20 protein-coding genes, 2 pseudogenes and 1 CRISPR repeat array are annotated in these 24,094 nt (G+C 46.8%); of the genes and pseudogenes, 13 read left to right on the top strand and 9 right to left on the bottom strand.

Translation table 11 applies throughout. The features are described 5' to 3' along the window. Position 1: 1 nt before the first annotated feature. From cmr1 to cmr6, 6 genes are read left to right on the top strand one after another with little or no spacing between them, the layout of a single operon-like run. A complete protein-coding gene (cmr1, locus tag ACIFQM_RS03935) occupies positions 2 to 1,366 on the top strand; it encodes a type III-B CRISPR module RAMP protein Cmr1 (RefSeq protein ID WP_430065048.1) in 1,365 nt (454 codons plus the stop codon). Further along, entirely contained in the window at positions 1,336 to 3,168 is a 1,833-nt protein-coding gene (gene cas10, locus ACIFQM_RS03930) for a type III-B CRISPR-associated protein Cas10/Cmr2 (protein WP_430065046.1), read from the top strand. Before cmr1 ends, cas10 begins: the two co-directional genes overlap by 31 nt. After that, positions 3,137 to 4,390: a type III-B CRISPR module-associated protein Cmr3 gene (gene cmr3, locus ACIFQM_RS03925; protein WP_430065044.1), complete on the top strand. Its 1,254-nt coding sequence runs from the start codon at positions 3,137 to 3,139 to the stop codon at positions 4,388 to 4,390. The genes cas10 and cmr3 overlap by 32 nt, the downstream gene beginning before the upstream one ends. A 34-nt stretch (positions 4,391 to 4,424) precedes the next feature. Next, a complete protein-coding gene (cmr4, locus tag ACIFQM_RS03920; RefSeq protein WP_430048139.1) occupies positions 4,425 to 5,327 on the top strand; it encodes a type III-B CRISPR module RAMP protein Cmr4 in 903 nt (300 codons plus the stop codon). After that, positions 5,324 to 5,710 (top strand): type III-B CRISPR module-associated protein Cmr5, encoded by a 387-nt coding sequence (cmr5, locus tag ACIFQM_RS03915; RefSeq protein ID WP_430041364.1) that lies wholly within the window; start codon positions 5,324 to 5,326, stop codon positions 5,708 to 5,710. Before cmr4 ends, cmr5 begins: the two co-directional genes overlap by 4 nt. A 1-nt stretch (position 5,711) precedes the next feature. Continuing rightward, the gene (gene cmr6 / locus ACIFQM_RS03910) at positions 5,712 to 6,536 is read left to right on the top strand and encodes a type III-B CRISPR module RAMP protein Cmr6 (RefSeq protein ID WP_430065042.1); all 825 of its coding nucleotides are present in this window, start codon (positions 5,712 to 5,714) and stop codon (positions 6,534 to 6,536) included. Positions 6,537 to 6,750: 214 nt separating this feature from the next. Next, positions 6,751 to 8,405: a CRISPR direct-repeat array (repeat unit 32 nt; unit sequence GTCGCACTCTATATGAGTGCGTGGATTGAAAT). 410 nt (positions 8,406 to 8,815) lie between these two features. On the opposite strand, the gene ACIFQM_RS03905 is transcribed toward cmr6, so the two are convergent. Then, positions 8,816 to 10,228, bottom strand: a complete 1,413-nt coding sequence (locus ACIFQM_RS03905; RefSeq protein ID WP_430041366.1) for a transcriptional regulator — start codon at positions 10,226 to 10,228, stop codon at positions 8,816 to 8,818. 241 nt (positions 10,229 to 10,469) lie between these two features. Here ACIFQM_RS03905 and ACIFQM_RS03900 point away from each other — a divergent pair, with 241 nt between their 5' ends. Beyond that, positions 10,470 to 10,964 (top strand): hypothetical protein, encoded by a 495-nt coding sequence (locus tag ACIFQM_RS03900; protein WP_430041368.1) that lies wholly within the window; start codon positions 10,470 to 10,472, stop codon positions 10,962 to 10,964. An 84-nt stretch (positions 10,965 to 11,048) separates the two neighbouring features. On the opposite strand, the gene ACIFQM_RS03895 is transcribed toward ACIFQM_RS03900, so the two are convergent. From ACIFQM_RS03895 to ACIFQM_RS03885, 3 genes and pseudogenes are all read right to left on the bottom strand, one after another. Further along, positions 11,049 to 11,117 carry a hypothetical protein gene (locus tag ACIFQM_RS03895; protein ID WP_430041393.1) on the bottom strand — a complete coding sequence of 23 codons (69 nt, stop codon included), beginning with the start codon at positions 11,115 to 11,117 and terminating at the stop codon, positions 11,049 to 11,051. Positions 11,118 to 11,149: 32 nt separating this feature from the next. Continuing rightward, positions 11,150 to 11,476 (bottom strand): peptidoglycan recognition protein family protein, encoded by a 327-nt coding sequence (locus tag ACIFQM_RS03890; protein ID WP_430065052.1) that lies wholly within the window; start codon positions 11,474 to 11,476, stop codon positions 11,150 to 11,152. A 72-nt stretch (positions 11,477 to 11,548) separates the two neighbouring features. Beyond that, positions 11,549 to 11,713, bottom strand: a pseudogene (locus ACIFQM_RS03885) (phage holin family protein); the annotation flags it as partial. A gap of 324 nt (positions 11,714 to 12,037) precedes the next feature. Here ACIFQM_RS03885 and ACIFQM_RS03880 point away from each other — a divergent pair. Both ACIFQM_RS03880 and ACIFQM_RS03875 read left to right on the top strand, forming a co-directional pair. Continuing rightward, positions 12,038 to 13,237 carry an MFS transporter gene (locus tag ACIFQM_RS03880; protein WP_430041370.1) on the top strand — a complete coding sequence of 400 codons (1,200 nt, stop codon included), beginning with the start codon at positions 12,038 to 12,040 and terminating at the stop codon, positions 13,235 to 13,237. A gap of 169 nt (positions 13,238 to 13,406) precedes the next feature. Next, a complete protein-coding gene (locus ACIFQM_RS03875) occupies positions 13,407 to 14,465 on the top strand; it encodes a lactonase family protein (protein WP_430041371.1) in 1,059 nt (352 codons plus the stop codon). A 119-nt stretch (positions 14,466 to 14,584) separates the two neighbouring features. On the opposite strand, the gene ACIFQM_RS03870 is transcribed toward ACIFQM_RS03875, so the two are convergent. Then, positions 14,585 to 15,541: an ArsR/SmtB family transcription factor gene (locus tag ACIFQM_RS03870; protein WP_430041373.1), complete on the bottom strand. Its 957-nt coding sequence runs from the start codon at positions 15,539 to 15,541 to the stop codon at positions 14,585 to 14,587. A gap of 273 nt (positions 15,542 to 15,814) precedes the next feature. Continuing rightward, positions 15,815 to 16,783: a flagellar export protein FliJ gene (locus ACIFQM_RS03865; RefSeq protein WP_430065040.1), complete on the bottom strand. Its 969-nt coding sequence runs from the start codon at positions 16,781 to 16,783 to the stop codon at positions 15,815 to 15,817. 296 nt (positions 16,784 to 17,079) lie between these two features. Between ACIFQM_RS03865 and ACIFQM_RS03860 the strand changes: the two genes are divergently transcribed. After that, complete coding sequence (locus ACIFQM_RS03860; protein ID WP_430065038.1) at positions 17,080 to 17,712, top strand: NAD(P)-dependent oxidoreductase; 633 nt, start codon at positions 17,080 to 17,082, stop codon at positions 17,710 to 17,712. A gap of 51 nt (positions 17,713 to 17,763) precedes the next feature. Beyond that, a pseudogene (locus ACIFQM_RS03855) lies at positions 17,764 to 18,035 on the top strand (ADP-dependent NAD(P)H-hydrate dehydratase); the annotation flags it as partial. Between the two features lie 9 nt (positions 18,036 to 18,044). Here ACIFQM_RS03855 and ACIFQM_RS03850 read toward each other — a convergent pair. After that, positions 18,045 to 18,554, bottom strand: coding sequence for a hypothetical protein (locus tag ACIFQM_RS03850; protein WP_430041379.1), 510 nt, complete (start codon positions 18,552 to 18,554; stop codon positions 18,045 to 18,047). Between the two features lie 177 nt (positions 18,555 to 18,731). On the opposite strand from ACIFQM_RS03850, the gene ACIFQM_RS03845 reads away from it, so the two are divergent. Continuing rightward, a complete protein-coding gene (locus tag ACIFQM_RS03845; protein WP_430041381.1) occupies positions 18,732 to 19,568 on the top strand; it encodes an HAD hydrolase-like protein in 837 nt (278 codons plus the stop codon). A gap of 196 nt (positions 19,569 to 19,764) precedes the next feature. On the opposite strand, the gene ACIFQM_RS03840 is transcribed toward ACIFQM_RS03845, so the two are convergent. Continuing rightward, positions 19,765 to 20,796: a ribonucleotide-diphosphate reductase subunit beta gene (locus ACIFQM_RS03840; RefSeq protein WP_430041383.1), complete on the bottom strand. Its 1,032-nt coding sequence runs from the start codon at positions 20,794 to 20,796 to the stop codon at positions 19,765 to 19,767. A 23-nt stretch (positions 20,797 to 20,819) separates the two neighbouring features. Further along, positions 20,820 to 23,153: a ribonucleoside-diphosphate reductase subunit alpha gene (locus ACIFQM_RS03835; RefSeq protein WP_430041385.1), complete on the bottom strand. Its 2,334-nt coding sequence runs from the start codon at positions 23,151 to 23,153 to the stop codon at positions 20,820 to 20,822. Positions 23,154 to 23,682: 529 nt separating this feature from the next. On the opposite strand from ACIFQM_RS03835, the gene ACIFQM_RS03830 reads away from it, so the two are divergent. Continuing rightward, entirely contained in the window at positions 23,683 to 24,030 is a 348-nt protein-coding gene (locus ACIFQM_RS03830; protein WP_025682770.1) for an MTH1187 family thiamine-binding protein, read from the top strand. Positions 24,031 to 24,094: the final 64 nt, after the last annotated feature.

Raw genomic sequence — 24,094 nt, 5'->3', positions numbered from 1 at the left:
TATGGGAAGAACGCTGAAAAGTCCTGCAACGATAGTCGCCAATCTGGAAAAAAGCATTGCCCAAATTCCAGCGCTGCATAAGCTATATGACATCACTATCGTAACGCCTATGTTTGGAGGAGGATATCTTGCAGGAAAAATTGATACAGACCGTTTGGTTCGTACCAGCACAGTGCGAGGACAGCTGCGTTTCTGGTGGCGAGCAACACGGGGTGCAGCATTTGACAACGTGTATGAACTACGCAAACGAGAAGCAGAGATTTTTGGAGACACCAGTCGCCCGAGCTGTATACAAATTCGCATTGAGCAATCGCGTGCTGTAGAAAATGTTAACCGCAGGGCCAGATTTCCAAAGTATTCATTGGTTTCAGCGGATGAAGAGGTGAAGAAAGCTCAAAGAAAATCCATTGACTACACTATAGGGCATACATTCAAGCTTCATATTATCTACAAACAACCGACTGATGATATCACAAAATCTATTAATCTTGAGGAAATACAACGCACAGAAATAGCACCTGCACTATGGGCCTGGATTAACTTCGGTGGAGTCGGAGCAAGGACACGTAGAGGATGCGGGAGTTTATACTGCAAAGGAATCTCTCCTACCTCAGATCACTGTACTCATCAAAAATTTCAGGCTTGGTTTGAAGAACACATTCAAAAGTATGAGTTGAAATTATTGCAGGAGAAGCAAAGTCGTGAATGGCCGACGCTTAGTAGACAAATAAGGTTCCGCCCCCGTATAGAGGGGATGTTTGATGCTTGGGATGAAGCAATTGAGGCCTATCGCTTGTTCCGGAGACGTGCGAATGAGGGAAAAAGCAGCAGCCGACCTGGAAGAAGCCAATGGCCCGAAGCGGATTCTATTCGTAACATTACAGGTATGAAGCATCCTAAACATATAAAAAAATACCCTGCTAGTAAACCGGATAAGCTACTTGCTTTTCCAAGAGCACAACTCGGAATGCCTATTATTTTTAAATTTAAGCAAACGATGGATGAAGACAAAAAATTGCCAACTACAGAACTCCGCAAAAGAAAACCTTGGGAAAAAGAGCCCTATGATACACAACTTGTTCCAAAAGATAAGGAACGCCTTGCGTCTCCTGTCATCGTAAAGCCACTGGCATGTAATCTGGATAGGTCGCTTGGAATAATCGCTATCCTGAATCAGCCTGCACTGGAAGAAGTTCATTTGAATCAAAAAGATAACGTTATAAAAAAATTGCGAGCTGAAGAAATTTATCCTGAAACTTTATACGAGCATAACCCGATGCAAAACTATCAATCAGCCGTTGAGGCTTTTTTGCACAGTGAGGAGGTCAATAAATTTTGCGACAGCACGAATCGAAAGAAATCATGATGATCTTTTCTATCGGGCCCGTGCAGGAGTTCATCGCTCAGGCACGTAGAACGCGGGACTTGTGGTTTGGCTCACACCTGCTCTCTGAATTAAGCAAAGCTGGAGCAAAAGAGTTCATAGAGCAGGGAGGACGATTGGTTTTTCCTGCAATGGGTTCAGAGACGACAACTGAGCAAGAACAGGAGATCAGCGCACCCAACAAAATTTTGGGGTTAATAGATACGAATGAGCCGAACAAGGTAGCTTGGCAGGTCAGAAGAGCTATTCAGGGGAAATGGAAAGAGTATGCCAGAGCGGCTGAGCAGCAACTCGGGCGCATTATTAATATACGCACATGGGATCGTCAGGTCAGCGATCTGCTGGAGTTTCAAGCGGCCTGGACTGCAACGCAAGGGCTTGACTACGACATGGCATTAGCGAAAACAGAACAATTATTAGCGGCCCGAAAAACACTGCGGGATTTCAAGCAGAACGATCCAGGGGCCATGTACGGCGAGAAAAAATCTTCACTGGATGGCGGTCGTGAGTCCGTCTGGATCAATCAGGACAGGGATAAAGAACGACTGTCCACACTGGGAATTAAGAAAAACGAGAGCCTGGATGCCATTTCCGTCATTAAACGTTTGTCCTTATTACTTCATCCGCAACAGGAACGCTTTTATTCCGTATGTGAAACGGCTTTTCTGCCCTTTGAGAATCAAATTCACGACAAGGCAAATATCCGCTCGGCAGTGGACGATTATTTGCGTACGGTGAATACGTTGCTTGGCGAACAAAAGATTAAACCACCACGTAAATCACATGCTGATAGCTATGATGCGCGCTTGTTTTATGAACGTCGAATCGAGGACTATCTGGAGGAATGCGTTAAGGTTGGTGGAGAACAGAAAGAGAGCCTTCAACATTCAATTTCCAAGGAATTGGAAAATATGTATAGCCAATTGGAAAAAAAATCACGGGAAGATCGACTGGATTTTGTTCGCCCCACCCCCTATTATGCTTTTCTGGTTGCAGATGGTGATCGTATGGGTCAGCATCTTCGTGGCATCAAGGATGAACAGAGCCATATTCGTTTTTCCAAGGCGCTCTCCAGCTTCGCTGTCCGGGCAGCCCAAATAATGAAAGATCATCAGGGGCAGCTAGTGTATAGTGGCGGCGATGATGTGATGGCTTATTTGCCAGTCCACACCTGTCTGAATGCAGCCCATGCATTGCGACAAGCTTTTATAGATGTAATGGGCTCTGTGATTACAGCTCCTACGTTGTCTGTGGGGATTGTGATTACTCATATGCTCGAGCCGCTGGAAGAGGTACGTAAAATGGCGCATGAAGCAGAGAGTCGGGCCAAGCAAACGCGTGATGCATTGGAGGTTCATTTCTACAAGCGCGGCGGTGGCAGCCTGATGAAAGTAGCTCTGCCGTTTCGAGAGAATCCGGTGGAAAAAATAAAGATTTTAAGCGAGCACAGATCGTATTTTTCATCCCAATTTGCCTATGAGCTGCGTAGCATGTATCAAAGCTACAAGGAGATGGATACAGGCTCTTCGTGGCTTCGTGACCGTAAGCTGCTTGGGGATTTATTGTGGATGGAGATCGAGCGTCTGGCGTTCAAAAAGAAGCCGGAAGGGAAAGACAAGGACTTGCTCCAGCAGAACTGGATTCCAAAATTGAAGGAGCTATACGATACTGACAAAGAACCGTTGGAACGGTTGCGGACATTAGCGGAGCAGCTTATTTTAACGATTCATCTGGAAAAGGTGGGAATGGTTCATGAAGAAACGGCTGCAAGTAAAACCCCTTGACCCTGTAATGGTGCGTGACGGAAGGCCGTTCAACGCTACACCGGGGATTCGGGCGCATACCTTAAGTGATATCACGCCAAGTGTGCTTGCAGGCACGATCCGCACGGTGCTGGCTAAAAGAGAGCAGGCCAAGACAGGGAATTCGTCGCTTGGGCTTAACCATTTTGCCAAATTGAGCGTCCGAGGTCCGTTATATAAACACCAGGGCAGCTTGTATTTTGCGATGCCGCAGGACGTCGAAATATATGAAGAGCAAAACGGAGCTAGTGTGCAAAACATTAAACCTGTTTATTTGACAAATGGATCACAGGGCGAGCAGGGCTTTTTTGGCACAGGGCAGGAAGGGCGGCTGGTAGATGTACTTTGGCCGCCACTTGGAGCGGGAACACAGAAAAAGATGAAGAATGCACCTGCGTATATCTCCAGGGAATGGATGGAGCGTTGGCTGACAGATTCCCTATCCAAAGAGGATTGGATGCAGTCTCTTGCAAAGTGGCGCAAGGAACAAAAAAACAATCCGCTGCCCGTAGCTGGTGAAACGTCCCCTTTTATGGCTGCATTTAGCCGCGAGGAACGCACACATACAGCGATTGATCCCAAGACACATACCGCCAGGGATCAGCAGTTGTTCTCGACAGAATCGCTGGTTTTTCCCGCGGAGCTTACGTTGGAGGCCGAAATGGAGTGGAAAGAGGAAGCAGTCAGCTTGGAAGATACCGTATCTGAAATACATTCCATGGGTGGCAAGCGCAGACTGGCTTACTTTAGCGAAGTGGAAGCAGATTCATCATGGGATTGTCCACAGGCCATTCAAGAAAGTATGCAGGGAGCGCCCTATATTCGTATGATATTAGCGACTCCTGCCTATTTTCGCAAAGGCTGGCTGCCTGGCTGGCTAGACGAAAATCTTCGTACCAAGCATCCATGGAAGTGCGGAGTAGAGCTTCAACTGCGCTGGGCTTGTGTCCCTCGTTGGCAGCCGATTTCGGGATGGAGCTACTCGAAGGATGCTTTATACAAGGAAAAGGCAGTCCGGCGTATGGTTCCGGCAGGCAGCGTATATTTCTTTGAGGTTATCGAGGGAAATCCGTCTGATTTGGCGAAGGAGATGTGGCTGCAATCCGTGTCTGACACGAATCGCCGTAAAGAGGCTTTTGACAAAGAAGACGGCTATGGGCTGGCTTTATGGGGGAACTGGAACTTGACAGATAACCTCTCTTAAAATCAATAAACCTAATCATGAAGGAGTAGAAAAAATGGAAAATGTAAGCCAGTGGTACTGGATTCACTGTTTGTCCCCACTACATATCGGCTCGGGAGAAGGACTAGGAGCGATTGACCTGCCTATCATGCGCGAGAAGGTGACGGAGTGGCCCATGATTCCGGGCAGCAGCATGAAAGGAGTAAACAGAGATTATTATCATGCACAAAAGGAAAAGGAATTTTGGTGCAAGCAGGCATTTGGTCAATCTAACAGTAATGGAGCAGAGGCTGGGGCGCTTGTTTTCTCGGATGGGCGAATCCTTGCTTTTCCAGTAGCTAGCCGATATGGAACCTTTGCTTATGTGACTTCTCCTATGGTCTTGAAGCGTCTGGCACGTGACGGAGAAGCGATGGGATTGTCCTTTGGGATACCCGATTTGAATCTATTTGAGGAGGATATAAAAAAAGGTGAGGTAGCTTGGGTAACTACACAGGGTGTAGTGGATCATGAGCAGCAGATTTTTATGGATGAGTTCTATGGAAAAATTAAAAAATCGCAGGAATTTACCGAATGGGCAATTTTGCTGGCGAATAAACTGTTCAAAGCAAGTGAGACGGATTCAAAAAAGCTGTTCACTGAGCGGTTGGTGTTAGTATCAGATGACACATTTAGATACTTTACTACGATGTGTTGTGAAGTGAATCCTCGTATTCGTATACAGGAAGAGACGAAAACAACTAAAGCAGGCGCGCTATGGTATGAGGAGTATGTCCCCACGGAAGCCATTTTTTATGGGATGATCTGGTGTGATCGGGTTAATGGATCGTCAGATGTATCCCAACGGGCCGCCCATCTTCAACAATTAGAGAAAGAAATATTCGTACAGCTCGGAGGCAACGCAAGTATTGGCAAAGGACGTGTGCGTTGCCGACGCTCGGGAGGCGGGGATCAATGAAATCATCGCAGCATGAGTATGCACGGGTCGCTTTTGAAGGAATAAAATCACTGGAGGCGGACTCCGCTGTTGCCAAGCAATACGGACAGCTCTGCCACCGTTTTCCCTCGCTCGTCCTGACCAATGGATTGCTCTTGGCTGTTACTTTTTTTCAGTCAAAGGGAGCGGGAGATGAAAAAAATCCACATACGGTATATTTGAAGCATTTGCACAATGCGCTCGCTCTGAATCAAACGTGGGAAGATGCGCTCAAAGTACAAAATGCTGCCTACCTTCATTTGTCGCGACAGGTGCTGAGTGCTTCTGTCTGGTTTAAGCGTTATGCGGAGGCCATTCTGAAAATTGAGCAAGGAGCGGATACGCTGGAACAGGAGAGTTTCTAAAATGAATACCTATCTAGCTATGACGAAGAGTAACAAGCATTGGCATGGAGAAAAAATAAATTTAGAACAAGTGTTGAAGGAAAAGGGCAACAAAGACAATACCAAGGCAGCGTTCTATGAACGGATCTGTGCATATCAAAAGAACTGGACCACGGCGAAAATGAACTTGTATAAGCATTATTTTAACCAATACTACAAGCCTGAGCATTTTGTAGCAGCTACAAGGTTGTCATTCATAGTTGAATCACAAACACCGATTGTCATTGGAGATGGACATTCTGTGCTGGAGACAAGCTTGGCTTTGCACCGCATATACGGAGTTCCTTACCTGCCAGCAACTGCATTAAAGGGTGTAGCCTCCCATTATGTACATCGGCAACTGGGCGACCAATATCCGACATTGAAGCGTACAGGGGATGACTTTGGCATTTTATTTGGTACACCGACGTCTGCCGGATTTGTTCAATTTCACGATGCACTTCCCACGCCAAAAAGTGTTGAACATGCTCTCAGGCAGGATGTGCTTACACCCCATCATCAGGATTACAACGGAATTATAGTAGAGCCTTATCACAAGGGCTTGGATTATAAGGCTCCACGTGACGATGATTCTCCTATCCCCGTTCCCTTTCTTACAGCGTCAGCCTGCTTCCAAATCGTATTAACCTGTGAGGGAGAGCCGGAACAGGCAACGAAGTGGCTAAGCTTGGCCAAGACGATCCTGCTTGGAGCGTTAAACACGGAGGGGATCGGTGGGAAGACCAACGCAGGGTACGGTAGACTGCTGGAAATTGAACAGATAAGTGATGAGAAAGAGGGTAAATAAGCACACGCAAATAGAAATCAATGAAATCGTAGAAGTGCGAATGTGAAGCTCACATAAAAACCCCGGATCCTTCGCACCTCGAAATTTGTCGAAAATATGTCGAATGTGAATGAAGTGTGAACGTGTACGGCGTGCAAATTCATTAGTTGATACCTATTGTTAAAATTTATGATAAAATAGAGCTGCGAAAGATTGATTTACCCCACTTTTCGCTGTCGCACTCTATATGAGTGCGTGGATTGAAATATAAAGCGGCGATACAAAGAAGAAATAGTTAATTTCAGTCGCACTCTATATGAGTGCGTGGATTGAAATTTTAACGTTTGATATGCTGACAAATGTTCGTTGAGTCGCACTCTATATGAGTGCGTGGATTGAAATTGTTATGTATTTCGCCTCATGCAGTTTCAAGAAAATGTCGCACTCTATATGAGTGCGTGGATTGAAATATTATTCACATCATTTTAAACAAATAAATAAATATAAGTCGCACTCTATATGAGTGCGTGGATTGAAATTTTAATGCCGGATCGTCCGTTTTGTAATAGGTCGCACTCTATATGAGTGCGTGGATTGAAATTACCTATCCACCGCCGCCGGACTGGAACAGCGTAGCAGTCGCACTCTATATGAGTGCGTGGATTGAAATAATATTATTGCTATGAACAGGCCAATCAGAATAAACGTCGCACTCTATATGAGTGCGTGGATTGAAATCCAGTAAATACACCAGTTAAAAAGTCAATCACACCACCGTCGCACTCTATATGAGTGCGTGGATTGAAATAGAAGCGATAAAGCCCTTGTATTGCGGGTGTTTCGTCGCACTCTATATGAGTGCGTGGATTGAAATATTATAATCCGTCCAGGTGCCACCTATTCCTACCGTCGCACTCTATATGAGTGCGTGGATTGAAATCATGAAGCGTTGTGATTGTGATGCCTCTTGCTTAGGTCGCACTCTATATGAGTGCGTGGATTGAAATCTCTCGGTTGGCTCATTTGGCTGCTCGAGGGGATATGGGTCGCACTCTATATGAGTGCGTGGATTGAAATTTTACGGCTGCTGGGCAATTCACAATTAACGATTTAAAGTCGCACTCTATATGAGTGCGTGGATTGAAATTTGCAGCAAGTAATAAACCGATATTCCCTTCGCTGACGTCGCACTCTATATGAGTGCGTGGATTGAAATCTTTGTAGAGGGCGGCTTACATAGCGCCTTCTATGTCGCACTCTATATGAGTGCGTGGATTGAAATTGCGTAACTACAAGGATTTCGTCGCTGTCAACAACGGGTCGCACTCTATATGAGTGCGTGGATTGAAATCAAGAAAGGCGAATAAAAAGGATACAAAAGTAGTCGCACTCTATATGAGTGCGTGGATTGAAATATCCTCATCGACAACAACCTTTGCGCCTGTAGCAAAGTCGCACTCTATATGAGTGCGTGGATTGAAATTTCGGAGTCGAAGTCTGGGAATTCTCTTTCATCTTCGTCGCACTCTATATGAGTGCGTGGATTGAAATGATTGATCCGAAATCGCCTAAATTAACAAAGTGCTTCGTCGCACTCTATATGAGTGCGTGGATTGAAATCTTGAAAAGGAAGCGGTCAATCATGGATAAGATACAGTCGCACTCTATATGAGTGCGTGGATTGAAAACAATTACTAATCATGGAGGCAGCAATATTACCTTGCGTCGCACTCTATATGAGTGCGTGGATTGAAAATGGACAAGCTAGAAAGTTGTCTGAAGCACAAGTGTCGCACTCTATATGAGTGCGTGGATTGAAATATCTATTAACAGTGCAATGGATGCAAAAGGTATCAACGTCGCACTCTATATGAGTGCGTGGATTGAAATCTCCTGCTCCTTTTTTGATTAGAATTGATGCCCACAAATGATTAAAATGATATATCCCTATAATGCTGCTGCAATTATACCCCGAAGCACGCAGTCGATACGTTTATGTGTGTTATAGGATAACCACTCTTCTTGGTATTTTTTTAGCATCATCATTTCTCCTGCTCTTCTACATGCTCCAGTATCTCGCCTAGCTTTACCTCAAGGAAGTTTGATTTTAAATCCGTCGAGGATGCAAAACGGGTGTACAATAGTTCTCCGTATTGAGCAAAAAAATATCCCCGCCGACCAGTTAAGGTTAGCGGGGATTGTTATTCCTATCCGTTTAGTATCCTCCATGTTGTACAAGAGGTTTAATACCTTCATGACGATTATGCGGCTGAACAGGCATACCTAAGATAAACAAAAAGCTAGTCGCGACGATCAGAAGAATCATTTTTCTCAACATTGTTTATCCACACCCTCTCAATGAAATTGAAAAACTCTGCTTTGGTTTCAGGAACCGCATGGGCTTGAAAACGAGCAAACAATCCCATACAGTTTATAAAATATGTCTCATTATTTAGTGTATTCGCTTTTAACAATGCATTCATTAAATATTTAAAACCATCACTGTACATCCCTTGATGTAAATAATAGTAAGCCAATTCGTAACCAAACCACGCGAAATAATCCGGCATCACTTGTTGCGCATATATATCACCCGATGGTTGCTGTGAAAAAGACTCAATCTCTGTTTCAAACTGTTTAAGTATATCATTTACATCTATTGCATATAGGTTAGCCGCTATCATAATGTTCAGTAATTGAGTAACCCTATCTTCTTGAGTTGTATCTGTCGATGCATCTATATAGTTAAGATATTCGTGTAGCACACTTATATCTCCAGATAAAAGCTTATTCACAATAACATTAGCGTGTGACCAATGCTTGAACAAGTTGACCCAATGCTGAGTATCCTCGTCCGTCTCTTTGACCCAATCTAAATCAGCGTAGGCGTATGTATACTGTAGAGCTTGTTGGTAATTGCCTCGGGCTTCACAGACACTTGCACACAACAGGTCAGCATAAGCAACGTAACCAAATAATGGACTCTTTGTTTTCTTTGCATGCGTTCTATTCTTGCGCTTCTCCTGATGTTTCATCGAATATTGAATTTTTGCTTTCTCCTTCATTTTTCTCGCTGTTTCATCAACATCGTCCCATAGACGCAAAGACCTATACACGTTAGCCAAATCCTTCAATGCGTCAAGCTGGTCTATCTCATCCAGACGTTCGACAAAGGGTTCAAATCGTGTACCAGCTTTGAGGTTTCGACTTTGATCGTCTCCAATCTGAATCGTGAATATACGATAATGGCAGATTGCCAAACGTTCCGAATGTTGGTATTTTTCCGCTTCTGCTACACCTTCATAGAGTAGTAATGCAGCAGCATGTCTTCCCTGTGCAAATAAAGTTTCCGCAATATCATATAGTCTGGGCGAGTAAAGTAGATTGTCCATGATGATCCCCACCACTCGACGGATTGCATCCAACTTGTCCAACTCCGCACAGCGATACAAAAATGGCTCGATCCGCCTCATATTCGGTGGTAAGTCGATGATATAGTTATCTATAAACAAGTCATACAAGTGGCCTTCCGGTAAACCCATCGTCTCAGTAATTCGGTCCAGTTGGTTAACGGACATAGGTTTGTTTCTTGTCAAGATAGCACTTACTGCTCCCCGATTCATGCCTGCAATTTGCCCAAATCGTGCTAAGCTCCAACCTTCCTGTTGGAGGTAACTGTCTAATTCCGTCCGAATCGTAGGTGTATGCTTCATGTCATATCCACCCTTCACATAAAAATTCCAAGATTTTTATATTCTTGCGTTCTATTGTTGACCACAATTTAACAGTTGTCAATAATTTTTGTAACTTATTGTGAGGTATTCGCTTGAAATAGTATACATTACAATAAAAAATTATTAATTGTAATTTCATGATTTCTTTTTTAGAATATATATAAAATATGGAATCTTTTAGTATATTGAGGTGGTAGTATAATATAAGGAGGAATAATCCATGAAGAAGAAAAAAGTAATTACAACAGCTTTATCTTTGAGTTTGTTAGGGGCTGTTGCCGTGCCGAGTGCGATTTTTGCGGATTCAGGTGCTAATTCTGCAAGTCCATCGACTTACGCGACCCAAAATGAGGTGACAACACCTGTTAATCATGACAGAGTGAGTCTTTTTAGAACAAAAGATCTTTTTAATGTGAACCTTGACGGCAAGTCGCCATTAACAGAGTTCTCCATATCTCCTGGATATGGTCATGTTAAGCTACGTGTAAAAAACAACACCAGGGCGACGCTTACTTTTACCTTAAAGCATGTCGACAGTGGGAGAGATTATTTTACCAAGTATGTGGGTGCTGGTGATACATTTAATTGGTACAGCACGGATGGGTTTTCAAGCGGATTGCGCTCAGGAAACTATGAAATACAGTGGCGCGCTGGCGGAGCTTATGTTGACGCCTCAGCATGGGCTATATCAGCCACTAACCCAGATGAACTCTAATTTTAAGAGCTAAGGTTAACGACTCCTAACAAAAAAATCCCTGCCAATTCATATGCTGGCAGGGGATTTGCTATTCAATAGGATTTACTTTGTAACTGTAGCCATATTGGTCTTACCATCCCACACAACAGCAGCACCCAATGCCTCGCCCACAGCACGCAGCGGTACATAGGTTTTACCGTTAATTATACATTAATCTCGGGCAAATCTTGCCGCTCCAGTCGTAATGTCGCCGCAGCAGATCCACACCCCCAGCCACGTTCCCGCAGCATACCAGCTACCAGCGCAACAGCATCGGTCAGCGTTTTAGCGTAGTTCCCACTTTCGCAAATTTCAATACTTATGCTGGAACGGTTGCCGCTTCCCGGTTTGCCCCTGTCTCCGCTGTGCCAAGCATTTTCTGTCAATGGAATACATTCCACGGCTTCATGATCATCAATTGCAATATGAAAGTTCGTTAGCCACGCACGCTCATTCGCTGCCGTGCTGGACGGGTTCCCTGTATTATGAATGGTATAATAGTAGTAGCGGACAGCGGAAGCCTCGGACGACGGTTGCAGGCCGTGTCTTGTGGTATGTGATCTTTACGGTATGTCATACTCGTCAACTCCCTTTTTTGCTTGTTGATCCAAACCGCCTTTACCCTTCAACACTTCGACCGCCTGCCGGATAACCGAAGGGATAGGTGCGCCCAGTCTCCCACCGTTTTCAATAATCGACAATAGCTCGTTTGCCATATAAAAAGTCGCACTCTATATGAGTGCGTGTAGGGTTCTGCCATTATTATGCTTTTAGTTCCTTTTTTTGTGTATTGAATATAGAACGCATGTTTGTATATAATTAATGCAGAAGCGTTATCTATGTGCTCCACAATGCCTAATGCGAGCTGCTAAGACTGCTTTTCTATTTTTCAAGAATCTTATAACGGCTTCAGATTACTGATAACATTTTAGTGTAATTTATGATTGTTATTTACTCGTGGGTCTATTAATATAGTGAAGAGTTTTGAACTAATAGTTGCAAAATAAGATTTTCGTATGCGAAATATATAATCTGGGAGGACAACACGCAACATGTCAGAGTCACAATTGAAAATGGGACCGTTGGTCATTTTGATGATTAATATGTTTATTGCCATGCTGGGAATTGGTCTCATCATTCCGATCCTCCCCAAATTCATGGGTTCCCTCGGAGGTACTGGTGAAACGGGAGGCTACCTGGTTGCCGTATTCGGCTTGACCCAGTTTCTGTTTTCACCGTTAGCTGGTGAATGGTCCGATAAATACGGACGCAAAAAAATGATCATTATCGGTTTGGTGATCATGACGATTTCTTCAGTACTATTTGCTATAGGGCATTCGTTGACGATGCTGTATATATCCCGTTTGCTCGGAGGCGCAGGGGCTGCCTTTATGATTCCTCCGATGATGGCTTATATTGCCGACATTACGACGGTACACAATCGCGGTCGGGGAATGGGTTTGTTGGGCGCGGCCATGTCTCTCGGGTTTGTTATCGGCCCTGGTGTGGGCGGCTTGCTGGCAGATATTTCGATACGCACGCCTTTGTACGCTTCGGCTGGAGTATCGGGTGTAGCTGCCCTGGTTTCGTTGATTTTGCTGCCGGAAACCTTGTCGATGGAGAAACAGTTGAAGTTCCGGAATGTCAAAGCCAAACGCGACAATGTCATTAAGCAGTTTGCACTTTCTTTTCGCAAGCCGTATTTCATGCTGTTGATTATGATTTTCACCCTAACCTTTGGGCTGACGCATTTTGAAACCATGTTTCCTTTCTTTGTGACAGGCAAGTTTCATTACAATGAGCGCGATATTGCGATCATTATTACGGTAGGGGCACTGGTCGGAACGGTGATTCAGGCGGTTGTGATCAGTCCGCTGTTGAATCGTTTTGGTGAAAAAGGTGTTATTATCGGCTCCTTTCTGTTTTCCGCGATTTCTCTTGTGCTTATGCTGCTCTCTGGCAACTTTTATTATGTACTCGGGGTATCGCTCATCTTCTTTACTGCTACGTCGCTGCTGCGACCAGCCATTAATACGGCTTTATCCAAAATGGCCGGGGATGAACAGGGAGTTGCAGCCGGGATGAATAATGCCTATATGAGTATCGGTAACATTTTAGGACCTGCGCTGGCGGGTACGTTGTTTGAGGTGCATATCAATCTGCCATACATTTTCGGGGCGGTTATTCTCATCCTTAGTTTGGGACTGGCTGTAAAATGGAACAGCAAAGGTACACAAACGACAGCGGTTTAATGTTATTTTTCTTGTAAACATAGTCTCTTTTGGTGCGATCTGTGACGTTCTTGTGAACCACAGGTCGCGCCGAAGGAGACTATTTTTGGTATACATAGAGAAATGGTTAATGAAACGACTGCATCGTGGGTAATAATGCATGGTAAGTTTACAAAGGAGACGAGAGCCGATGAAAGAGTGGAATGAACAGTTATTTTATACAGGAACTTATGCACATCGCCATGAGAGAGGAATTTATGTATGCGCTTTACATGCGGAAAATGGTGATATGCGTATCATTGGAGGCGTGGAAGGAATAGAGCGTCCTTCATTTCTGGCGTTGCATCCAGATGGGACCAAGCTGTATGCTGCCAGTGAGACAGAGGAAGGCGAGCTGTATGCGTATCAGGTGCATGCGCAGACGGGAGAGTTGCACCCATTGGATCGAAAAGGGACCGAAGGAGCGCACACTTGCTATGTCTCAGTGACAGCGGATGGACGGTATGTGCTGGCTTCCAATTATTCAGGCGGGAATGCCGTTGTATTCCCGGTGACGGAAGCTGGCGGGTTGGGGGAAATGTCGGGGCAGGTCCAGCATACCGGCTCAGGTATTCTCCAGGACCGTCAGGATGCGGCACATCCGCATTCGATTATTTCTGATCCTTCAGGGCAGTACGCAATGGTATGTGATTTGGGGCTGGATCAGATTGTGGTATACCGTTTGACGGAAGATGGGAAGCTGGTGACCCATCGTGAGGCAGAGCTGCCGCCCGGCTCCGGTCCGCGTCATCTGGTTTTTCATCCTTCGCGTCCCTATGCCTTTGTGGCTAACGAGCTAAATAATACGGTCGCTGTATTTAGCTACAACGAACGCAACGGGGAGCTTCAATGGCTGCAAAGCTTGTCCACGCTGCCGGAGGGCAGCATAGATGTGGAAAACACAGTCGCAGACATTCGGATTACGCCTTGTGGACGCTATCTGTATGTGTCCAACCGAGGGCATAACAGCATCGTGCTGTACCATGTCGATCTGGACAGCGGTAAGCTGGAGACGGTTGAATGGGTGGAGACTTTTGGCAGCACGCCGCGTAACTTCAACATCCTGTCCGGGTATCTGGTTGTCGCGAATCAGGACGGAAATAACATCGTATCCTTTGCTATTCATAGCGAAGACGGACGATTGACTCGAACAGGATATGTGCTGGAAGTTCCTTTACCTGTATGCATTGAGCCTGTGCGGCAGTCATAGCGTATGCAAAAAGGCACGTTAAAAGAAGATGAAAAATAAAAACACGGCGCTTTGCTTGCCATGAACGCATGGGGCAAAGGGGCGTGTTTTAGGGTGTGAGGAGAACAGGCTCTGAAAGTTTATTTGCTGCTGTCGCCAGCTTCTACTGTTGCTGTTTTCGTATGGTTTTCCGCAGGCTTGTAGTACAAGCGGAACAGAATGTCCTGATTGTAGTTACCGAATCCAGTACCGAACAGGGTAACCCCTCCAACATGCTGGGCATCATCCAGAATGGCAATGCGGAATTTCCATTGCTTCTGATCTATCACCAGCTGGCTTAAGGTCACATCGGATATTTGCTTGCCGTCCATAAAGGTACCCTTAGACGTAACACGAAGTCTTTTGAGCAGACCGTATTGGTTGATAAAATCAGGCCACCATGCAGGTGTGTATTTCCCACGGTTATCGCCGAAATCTCCCGGGCTGGTCCAAGTCCCCAGATTCACATCGTTCAGGAAAAAGGTAATGTCCGAAGGCCAGTTGTCGTTGGTAAAAGGGGCCTCGGAGGATAGCTCCATCGAAATTTCCAACTCCTCGGCCTTTTGGCTGGACAGGAGGAAATTGGGTACTTTATAATCCATATATCCTTGACTAAACCACAGAATTTTGGAATTGAAGCGCTCAGGGTCCAGAAACGAACGAGGCTCGTCGAATTCTCCGATAATTTTCTCGACGGTAGCCAGCCCGCAGGTCGGCTGAATTTCAAAATCGGTAAAGTGCCCGACGGAAATCTCCGTCTGATGAAATTGCCGTACATCCTGCTGATAGCGGGGCATAGCTATTTCAATTTTGTCCGTAGCCAGTGAGCATACTTTCTGAACGCCACCGCGACCAGGCAGCATTTTGGTCGAAATAATGGATGCTCTCTCCAGCTTTTTGACATGCATGGTCATGATGGCACTGCTGAGTCCCAGTGCTTCCGCCAGCTCGCGTATATTCATAGGCTTCTCCGCAAGCAGAACAATCATGTTCAGCCGAACCTCACTGGCCAGTGCTTCATATACGGGAAGTGATTTTTCAGAAATGTCCAGTTGCATAGTTCCTCCAATTCTAACGTACATCAACAATTGATGATAGTTTAACATATATGGATTTTTTTCAATATTCATACATAAAAAACGATATGATTTACATTTATATAAACAATATACCCTTTCCTTGATTGCTGGCACAAGCTTAACCCTTCAAAAAGTCTAAAATTGTTCAAAAAACAGGACACCCCATAAAACCATTCGGCGTCTGTCGGGATGTCCTGTGATGGGATGTGGTTTTAACGTTCATGCTGTAAACGATTTTGCATCGCTTGGCGTCTAGGAACGGTTATGTTCCTCCGCCAAAGAAGAGTCGGACGTTCTGTCTTTGTCTGTCGTGTGCATTTCCTGATGTTGAGAAGGATCGACCTTCATCAAGCCGGGATGACCGACATAAGGGCGATCACTCCGTGAGCGGCCCCGGGTGAGCCGGAAGCCGATCACAAACAGGACAAGCTGCACAGCCAGTATGTAGGGAGAAGCCTCCGGTCCGATCCATTGAAACAGGGCAACGGCGGCGATCACCATGGACAACAGGCTCGTTGGAAAATGGGATGCCGTCACATCCAGATCATTTTGTCTGCGCAGGGTCATCAGCCGATATACGTACAGCAGGGCGATCAAGCCGGAAACAAATCTCATCCATGTACACCCTATGAGCCAGGACGCAGATGAGACAGCTTCGGGCAGACTACTATAGATTGTACTATACGACATAAGTTCCACAATCAGCCGTGAGATTAGCCACACGATACCCGCCAGAGCCAACGGCCCGGCAGCGGGACGCAGCAGCTTCCATAAAGCCGTACCCCAGCCCGGAGCATGTGATTCCAGCAGAACAAGCCGACGCTCGTCGATCAGCTTGCTCATTTCGCGCTCCAGTGATTTGAGAAGCAGCTCCCTGCGGAATGCGTCACATTCTCTTAGAGATGCCTGAACCTGTTCCTGAAGGTGAGGGGTTAAATAGGGAGCAGCCTTCGCTTCCTGAAGGGCATGAATCAGTCCACTCTGATGCTGGCGTGTTTCGTGGCTGCTTAAGCTGTACTGAGTAGAGGTCTGGAGAAAGCCTGCCAGCCGTCCGTAGATACGTAGCGATTCCTGTAATTCATTCAGCCGCTGCTGACGCGAATTGCGAAGCTGGGCTGCGCTGTGAGCATACAGCCATACCAGCAAGGACAATGCCAGCAGGACGGCAATCAGACCGGGTGAGATATATGCGGCCAATGCCGCGAAGTCCGTCGGGGACACCCGCAATCCCTCCTTCCATTGTTCTTTCTACACTATTGCACAGACCACACAGGCATTTCAAGGGCTTGGTCACGTCTGACAGAGATATATGAAGTATTTTTTGGTAAAATAGACAAGATTACAAGCAGGGAGGGGAGATTCAGCATGAACGAGCAATACGAGCATATAGAAAGTACCGCAGAACATCATAGAGGATCGAATCACCCGGACGGGCTGTAAGAGAAGCAGGTTTAAGCTGAGGCTAAAGCGGATAAGTAATAGTAAGTAAATCATAGACAGAAAGAAGGCAAGTACAGATGAAAGTCATTATTTTTGGAGCAACAGGAACCATTGGTCAAGCATTGGTGAAGGAGGCCATCAAGCGCAAGTATCAGGTGACGGCGGCGGTGCGTGATCTGCAGCGTGTAACGGAGCAAAGTGGGTATTTGACGGTCGTTCAAGCGGATATTTTGAATCCCGATTCCGTAACAGCCGTGGCCAAAGGACATGATGCTATGATCAGCGCGTATGGTCCCAAGTTTGGAGCTGAGGAAGAATTGCTCGAAGCAACCCGTTCTTTACTGGAAGGAACCCGGCGTTCCGGCGCAGAGCGCATACTGGTGGTTGGCGGAGCTGGTAGCCTGAAAACGGAAAACGGTGAACGCCTGATGGATACCGCCGAGTTTCCAGAGGAAGTCAAGCCACTGGCTGCCGTACATGCCGATGCACTGGAGCTGTATCGTGCTGCGGATGTGGACTGGACATATTGCAGTCCTGCCGCAATCATTGAGCCGGGACGGCGTACAGGGCAGTTTCGCATTGGCTTGGACCATGTAGTTGTTGATGAATTGGGTCACAGCCGCATCTCGGTTGAGGATTATGCAGTTGCCCTGATTGATGAGCTGGTAGAAGGGGAATTTGTAAATTCCCGTTTTACGGTCGGGTATTAAAAAAGGGATGGCACTACGGGAGGCGAAGAAGCATGTATATTGTGACCGCCGAGAGGCGCGGCGGTTGTACTGACACCGCACCCCGGCGAGATGGCTCTCTGCTGGGCCTATCTACGGCCGAGGTGCAGCGTGACCGCATCGCCCATGCCCGGCTGTACGCCCGGACACGCGGGGTCACGCTGGTGCTCAAGGGAGCGCGTACCGTCATTGCGTGCCCGGACGGAACGGCCTATGTCAACACGACAGGCCACGCCGGGATGGCGACAGGCGGCGCAGGTGATGTGCTGACAGGGATCATCGCAGGCTTGCTGTCTCGGTCATTGCGGGGGATATCATTGAAGCCCTATAGACCAAAACAGCAAGGGCAGGAGGAAGGCCAGGATGATCTGTACCCCAAATCCACGACTCAGCCAGAGTCTTCCCGCATAATGCCTTCCCCGATAATACAGTAACGTAATCACGATACCCGCGATGCCGTTGCTCCATAAGACACCCGTTCCTTCAGGGGATATAAAAGAACCAAGCAGGAGGAAAATACTGAATCCTGCGGCAAGGTACAGGGTGAGCCGCTCCGGCTTCCGCAGCCAGGGCAAGAGATCGTGCAGCGCATCGGCGGTAAGAGCTGCCGGGAGGGCAAAACCATATGCCCACAGCTGCGCGGTCAGCTCACCGCTATTGCCTGCTATGGCTACAGGAATCCCCGTCATTGCCTCTGTTATATAGCAATAGGCCCATATCAGACCAAACACCATCCCTCCGCAAGCCAGCTTGTTCAGCGCATAACAACCCAGCTCCATCCGCCAAGGCATCTTGGGATTATATTCATTCCATGGATGTCTCATGTTGTGAGTCCTCCTTAGTACACTTCATTACAATCAGTAATCGGCAACCAATCCAGGAATTTATTTTCAATTACAATCCGCTGACGCTTTATGGCATTTCATTTTACGTTAGCTGTGTATCATGGTCCTAAGAAACACTGACAGCAGATAGCCGCGTTACGGAGAGGCGGGGATTGCATGATACAAGCGGTTATTTTTAATCTCGAAAGTACATTGTTGGACCCCGGAGGACGAGGCTTAATCCAGGGAATACGTGATATTTTCAGATGGAAGGGTGTACAGGTAACCGAAGAACAGGCATCTCATGGGCGAGGATTACCGATTCGTGATCATATTGCGAATGTGCTGGCACTTTCAGAGGTTCGGAAAAAATGGCTGGATTGCTTCGATACGCATCCCGGGAGAACGGATATCGAGCATATATATCTTGAGCTTGTGCCTGTTCTCCGTTCTTTGATCCAGGGAGCTGAGCCCACTTTCGGTATCGATAAAGCGCTGAATGAATTGCAGGATCGTCGGATTCAGTCAGGCGCTACCGCATCTTGCCCGATGGAGATGCTGGGCAACGTTTTTATGCCTGCACAGTCCCCATATGCACTGGATTGCACAGTAGCTCCCTGTGAAGTATCGCAAGGGCGCCCTTATCCATGGATGATCTATGAGATTGCACACCGCTTACAGGTTTTCCCGCTTAGCGATATTGTGAAAGTAGGAGATACGGCAGCTGATATGCAAGAGGGCAGGAATGCCGGTGTGTGGACAATAGGTGTGCTGAATCATAGCGAAGGTACGCTGATCACGTCGCAAGCAACAAGCCGTGAATCCGACGACAGAGTGGCTGAGGAACGGCGCAGGCAGAGCGTATACGGATTAAAAAGGGCGGGAGCCCACATCGTCATGAACTCGGTCGCTGACTTGCCGCGTATTTTGCGTGAAATCGAAATGCTCCAGCATACGGGCGGCTATCCTTCCTATACAAAGCAAGTAAAAACAGCGTTAATGCCTCCATCGTGAGCAACGTTGATACACTGTGGAGCGATGGATTGGATTACACGGTTCTAGGGTATATGTATGCACCACATCGGACGAAAGTGAACTTTTCAGGTTCTGGGCATACGACTGTTTTAAAATGTATCTCGAAGATTCGGATGAAACTCATGAAAAAAAGCCTTAGCCCGGTAAATACCGAGTTAAGGCTGTATCTGGTTAATTACAAATCGTCAAATCCGTTGTCCTCTCCGACCTTGCCGTAATTGCGCGATTTTGCTTCAAAAAAGTCTGTTTTTGTTGCGTTCAGCGCTTCATCCGAGAACGGCTTGATCCAAGGCATACAATTTACGTCTACGCCTTCGTAGGCTTTGTCCATACCGAGCAGTCTCAGGCGCATATTCGCCATATACTTGATATAATCGCCCAGCTCGTTCAAGTCGATGCCGCGAACCTCCTTGAGCGTGTAGTGTGCCCAATTCGTTTCCAGCTCCACTGCGCGGTCAATCATGCGGTAGACATAATCCGTATTTTCCTTCGTGTCCAGCTCAGGAAAATCAGACAGCAATTGCTTGAACACTTCGGCAAAAAAGTAGCAATGCTGATTTTCATCCCGCTGGATATACGAGATCATTTGGCTGGTCGACATCATCTTCTGATCACGGGCCAGATTGTAGAAGAAAGCGAACGTACTATAGAAGAAAATGCCCTCTAAAATCAAGTCCGCCACCATCGCATGGAAAAAGGTTTGCGGATTTTGCTCATCACGGAACTCCTGGTAAATGTCTGAGATGAACGTGTTACGCTCCAGCAATACAGGATCATTTTTCCAGTATTCAAAAATTTCCTTCTGCTCCTGATCCGATACCAGAGAGGACAGCACGTAGGAGTAGGATTGGTTATGCACGACTTCCTGCTGCCCGATAATGGCTGACACAGCTTCCAGCGAGGAATCGGTAAAGTAGCGTTTTACATCCCCGACAAACATCGTTTGCATGGAGTCCAGCACGGCCAGCAGGCCGATGTTGATTTTGAACGTGCGCTGTTCTTCGGCATCCAGCGTAGGAAATTGGGACGCATCCTTGGACATCGGGATTTCATCCGGAATCCAGTGGTTCAGCAGCAACACCTTGTACAGCTTGTACATATGCGGCATGCGAATATCGTTCCAGTTCAGAATGCCGGAGTTTTCGCCTTCAATAATGCGGGTAGAGCGGTTAGGTGCTTCCGTGTTAAAAATCTTTTGTAACTGCATGGGAGATTCTCTCCTTCGTTATATTAGGATGCACAGCTATCGCATTCCTCAATCGTCAGTGCGCGACTGCGTACATAATAGGTTGATTTCATCCCTGATTTCCAGGCATGAATGTGCAGTTCCAGGAATTCAGTAGCTTTGATATCCGGGCGCACATACAGGTTAAAGCTTTGGCCCTGGTCAATATGACGCTGACGGGCAGAGGCCATGTTGATCGAAGCATGCTGATCCAGCAGGAAAGCCGTTTTGTAGTACCAGATTGTCTTTTCATTCAAGTCCGGTGCAGGGTTAGCGATCTTGTAGGTTGTTTTCTCTTCATAGGAAAGCAGCTCATACAATGGATCAATGCTGGCTGTAGAACCTGCGATGATGGACGTGGAGCCGTTAGGCGCGATGGCGAACAGCCATGCGTTGCGGACACCGTTTTGTTTGACTTCTTCCGCAAGTTCACTCCACTCTGAGGTGGTGACAAATTTGCCTTCACGCATACCGTCCGTATAGCCACGGGATGTGAAATAGTGCCCGGTAGACCAGTCAGAGCCTTCAAATTTGGCATAACGGCCTTTTTCCTTCGCCAGCTCCATGCTTGATTTTACAGCCAGATAGTTAATTTTTTCGTACAAATGATCGTTATAGGTTACCGCTTCATCGGATTCCCAACGGATGCCTTCGAGTGCGAGCAGATGATGCAGTCCGAATGTACCCAGACCGACTGCGCGATATTGGCTGTTCGTATATTGTGCTTGCAGCACCTCAATGTTGTTGATATCAATCACGTTATCCAGCATACGTACCTGAATCGGTACGAGACGATCCAGCACACCTGCCGGAACAGCGCGAGCCAGATGGATGGAGTTCAGGTTGCAGACGACAAAATCGCCGGGAATTTTGGAAATGACAATGCGTGTTTGTCCATCCTTGGTGACTAATTCCTCTTTTTCCACCACGGTCGCCGATTGGTTTTGCATAATTTCCGTACATAGGTTGGAGGAATATACCATACCGTGGGCACGGTTCGGGTTCGCACGGTTTACGGTATCGCGGTAGAACATGTACGGCGTACCTGTTTCCAGCTGCGATTTCATCAGGCGCTTCATGATGTCGATGGCAGGCACCGTAATGCGGGAGAGAATGGGATGCTGTGACGCTTCCTCATACTTCTCGCGGAAGGAGCCTTTACCAAAGCCTTCATCGTAAAAATCCTCCAGCCCCAGTGGACGGCCGCTGTCATCCTTCCAGCCCATGACCTTCTTCACTTCATGCGGGCAGAACAGGTTCCATTCGCCACGTGCTTCCACCCGCTCCATGAACAGATCGGGCAGACATACGCCATGGAAAACATCATGTGCACGCATGCGCTCGTCACCGTTGTTCAGCTTCAGATCGAGGAACGCAAGAATATCTTTGTGGAATACGTCCAGATAGACGGCAATTGCGCCTTTACGTGTACCCAGTTGGTCTACGCTGACCGCTGTATTGTTTAGCTGGCGAATCCACGGGATGACGCCGGAGCTTGTATTTTTGTGTCCACGGATGTCGGAGCCACGTGCCCGTATTTTACCGAGGTATACGCCAATGCCGCCGCCCATTTTGCTGAGACGGGCTACATCGGTGTTGGAATCGAAAATGCCTTCCAGCGAGTCATCTACGGTGTCGATGAAGCAGCTGGAGAGCTGTCCGGCGACCTTTTTCCCTGCATTGGACATGGTTGGCGTAGCCGCCGTCATATACATGTTGCTCATCGCCCAGTAAGCTTCCTTCACCAGCTCCATACGCTTGTCGGCAGGCTCCTTGTGCATCAGGTACATTGCGATGATCATATAGCGTTCCTGCGGCAGCTCCATCACCCGTCCGTCAAAATCGTTCGCCAGATAACGCTCGGACAGCGTCAACAGCCCGATGTAATCGAACAGCAGGTCATTTTTCGGCAAAATGGATGCACCCAGCTCATCAATTTGCTCCTTAGTGTAGTAGTCGAGCAGCTCTTGACGATAGATGCCTTTCTTGACCAGCTCGGTAATCAGCGGATAAAAAGCGCCGTAAGGCTCGTCCGCATAGGATTTGTAACGGCGGTGAGTAGCCGCTTTTTTATATAAGGAAGTGAGCAAAGCGCGCGCAGCGGCGAATTTCCAGTCCGGTTCTTCCTTGCTGACCAGTTCAAGCGCAGCCATCGCAAATGCGTTGCTGATTTCGTCGCCCGTGACTTCGTCCCGGCGCAGCTTGCTGACCACACCGCGAATCAGGCGATCTTTATCCAGCTTGTCCAATCCGCTGAGCATACGGTCGGCATATACGGAAATGCGTATTTCATCAAAAGCCAACTGGCGGTTGTTTGGTTTCGTTACGAGTTGTGGCATGGGATTAATTCCTCGCTTTCCTGACTTGGGAGATAAACTTGAAAATAAATGACAGTGAAAATGAAAAACGACGCTGAAAATTCCCGGGTTACTTGCTTGGTTCAGACAGCATTTTGGGGCTGTATGTAATCCAACAACATAGAAATAGCGATGCGCTTGCCAATGAAGGGGGAAAAGATGGTTCCCGTACGATTTATCGGCTACATCACTACATTTAGACGTCTTATAAATATTTAACCCAACATGTTGTGTTGAGAAACTTAAAATTTCAAATAAGCGCAAGGAGTATTATAGCAACATTTGAAGCCATACGTAAAGGAAAAGGAATGGAAAATCAAATTTTGCAGAGTAGTCGCGGGCTGCATTTGAATTGAGGCTTTGTGAACGGTACAATGAATGATAAAGATGTTTCCTACAGAAACAAGCAGCATACATATGGACTGTTTTTATGAAATAAGGTTGCTTTATCGGACAGAGGTTTTAGATTTTTAAAGAAGTGACGATTTTAAATTAAAGGAGGAACTTGGCGATGGCCATTGCAGAAGTGACAGTGATCCCGATTGGAACGGGGAGTACGAGCCTGAGCGACTACGTTGCCCAGATGCAAAAAGTGTTGAAGACGCAAAAAGGAATTACCTATGAGCTTACCTCCATGAGTACGATTATTGAAGGTTCGCTGGACGATGTGTTCACCGCTATTGCTGCGCTGCACGAAGCGCCATTCCTGTCAGGAGCCAAGCGCGTTTCCACCTCGGTTAAAATCGACGACCGCCGAGATAAGCCTTCCTCCAGTCGCCAAAAGCTCCGTTCCGTCGCAGATAAACTATCTGGCACCGCAACAGGAAACGTTACCGAACTAAATCCAAATCCTAGTTGAAAAAATGGATGTAAGTCATTGATTTTTATGTAATGAAGAGTATAATAGCACGCCTGTTGAATAA

The organism is Paenibacillus sp. NRS-1782, assembly GCF_050467685.1.
GTDB classification, from domain to species: Bacteria; Bacillota; Bacilli; order Paenibacillales; family Paenibacillaceae; genus Paenibacillus; species Paenibacillus terrae_A.
Note: the sequence above shows the minus strand (reverse complement) of the source record. Positions and strands in the feature narration are given on the sequence as shown.

What these genes read in the sequence shown, in the direction of transcription:
- cmr1 (WP_430065048.1), top strand. Translation starts at nt 2, where the DNA reads ATGGGAAGAACGCTGAAAAGTCCTGCAACGATAGTCGCCAATCTGGAA.
- cmr3 (WP_430065044.1), top strand. Translation starts at nt 3,137, where the DNA reads ATGAAGAAACGGCTGCAAGTAAAACCCCTTGACCCTGTAATGGTGCGT.
- cmr4 (WP_430048139.1), top strand. Translation starts at nt 4,425, where the DNA reads ATGGAAAATGTAAGCCAGTGGTACTGGATTCACTGTTTGTCCCCACTA.
- cmr5 (WP_430041364.1), top strand. Translation starts at nt 5,324, where the DNA reads ATGAAATCATCGCAGCATGAGTATGCACGGGTCGCTTTTGAAGGAATA.
- cmr6 (WP_430065042.1), top strand. Translation starts at nt 5,712, where the DNA reads ATGAATACCTATCTAGCTATGACGAAGAGTAACAAGCATTGGCATGGA.
- ACIFQM_RS03905 (WP_430041366.1), bottom strand. Translation starts at nt 10,228, where the DNA reads ATGAAGCATACACCTACGATTCGGACGGAATTAGACAGTTACCTCCAA.
- ACIFQM_RS03900 (WP_430041368.1), top strand. Translation starts at nt 10,470, where the DNA reads ATGAAGAAGAAAAAAGTAATTACAACAGCTTTATCTTTGAGTTTGTTA.
- ACIFQM_RS03880 (WP_430041370.1), top strand. Translation starts at nt 12,038, where the DNA reads ATGTCAGAGTCACAATTGAAAATGGGACCGTTGGTCATTTTGATGATT.
- ACIFQM_RS03875 (WP_430041371.1), top strand. Translation starts at nt 13,407, where the DNA reads ATGAAAGAGTGGAATGAACAGTTATTTTATACAGGAACTTATGCACAT.
- ACIFQM_RS03870 (WP_430041373.1), bottom strand. Translation starts at nt 15,541, where the DNA reads ATGCAACTGGACATTTCTGAAAAATCACTTCCCGTATATGAAGCACTG.
- ACIFQM_RS03860 (WP_430065038.1), top strand. Translation starts at nt 17,080, where the DNA reads ATGAAAGTCATTATTTTTGGAGCAACAGGAACCATTGGTCAAGCATTG.
- ACIFQM_RS03850 (WP_430041379.1), bottom strand. Translation starts at nt 18,554, where the DNA reads ATGAGACATCCATGGAATGAATATAATCCCAAGATGCCTTGGCGGATG.
- ACIFQM_RS03845 (WP_430041381.1), top strand. Translation starts at nt 18,732, where the DNA reads ATGATACAAGCGGTTATTTTTAATCTCGAAAGTACATTGTTGGACCCC.
- ACIFQM_RS03840 (WP_430041383.1), bottom strand. Translation starts at nt 20,796, where the DNA reads ATGCAGTTACAAAAGATTTTTAACACGGAAGCACCTAACCGCTCTACC.
- ACIFQM_RS03835 (WP_430041385.1), bottom strand. Translation starts at nt 23,153, where the DNA reads ATGCCACAACTCGTAACGAAACCAAACAACCGCCAGTTGGCTTTTGAT.
- ACIFQM_RS03830 (WP_025682770.1), top strand. Translation starts at nt 23,683, where the DNA reads ATGGCCATTGCAGAAGTGACAGTGATCCCGATTGGAACGGGGAGTACG.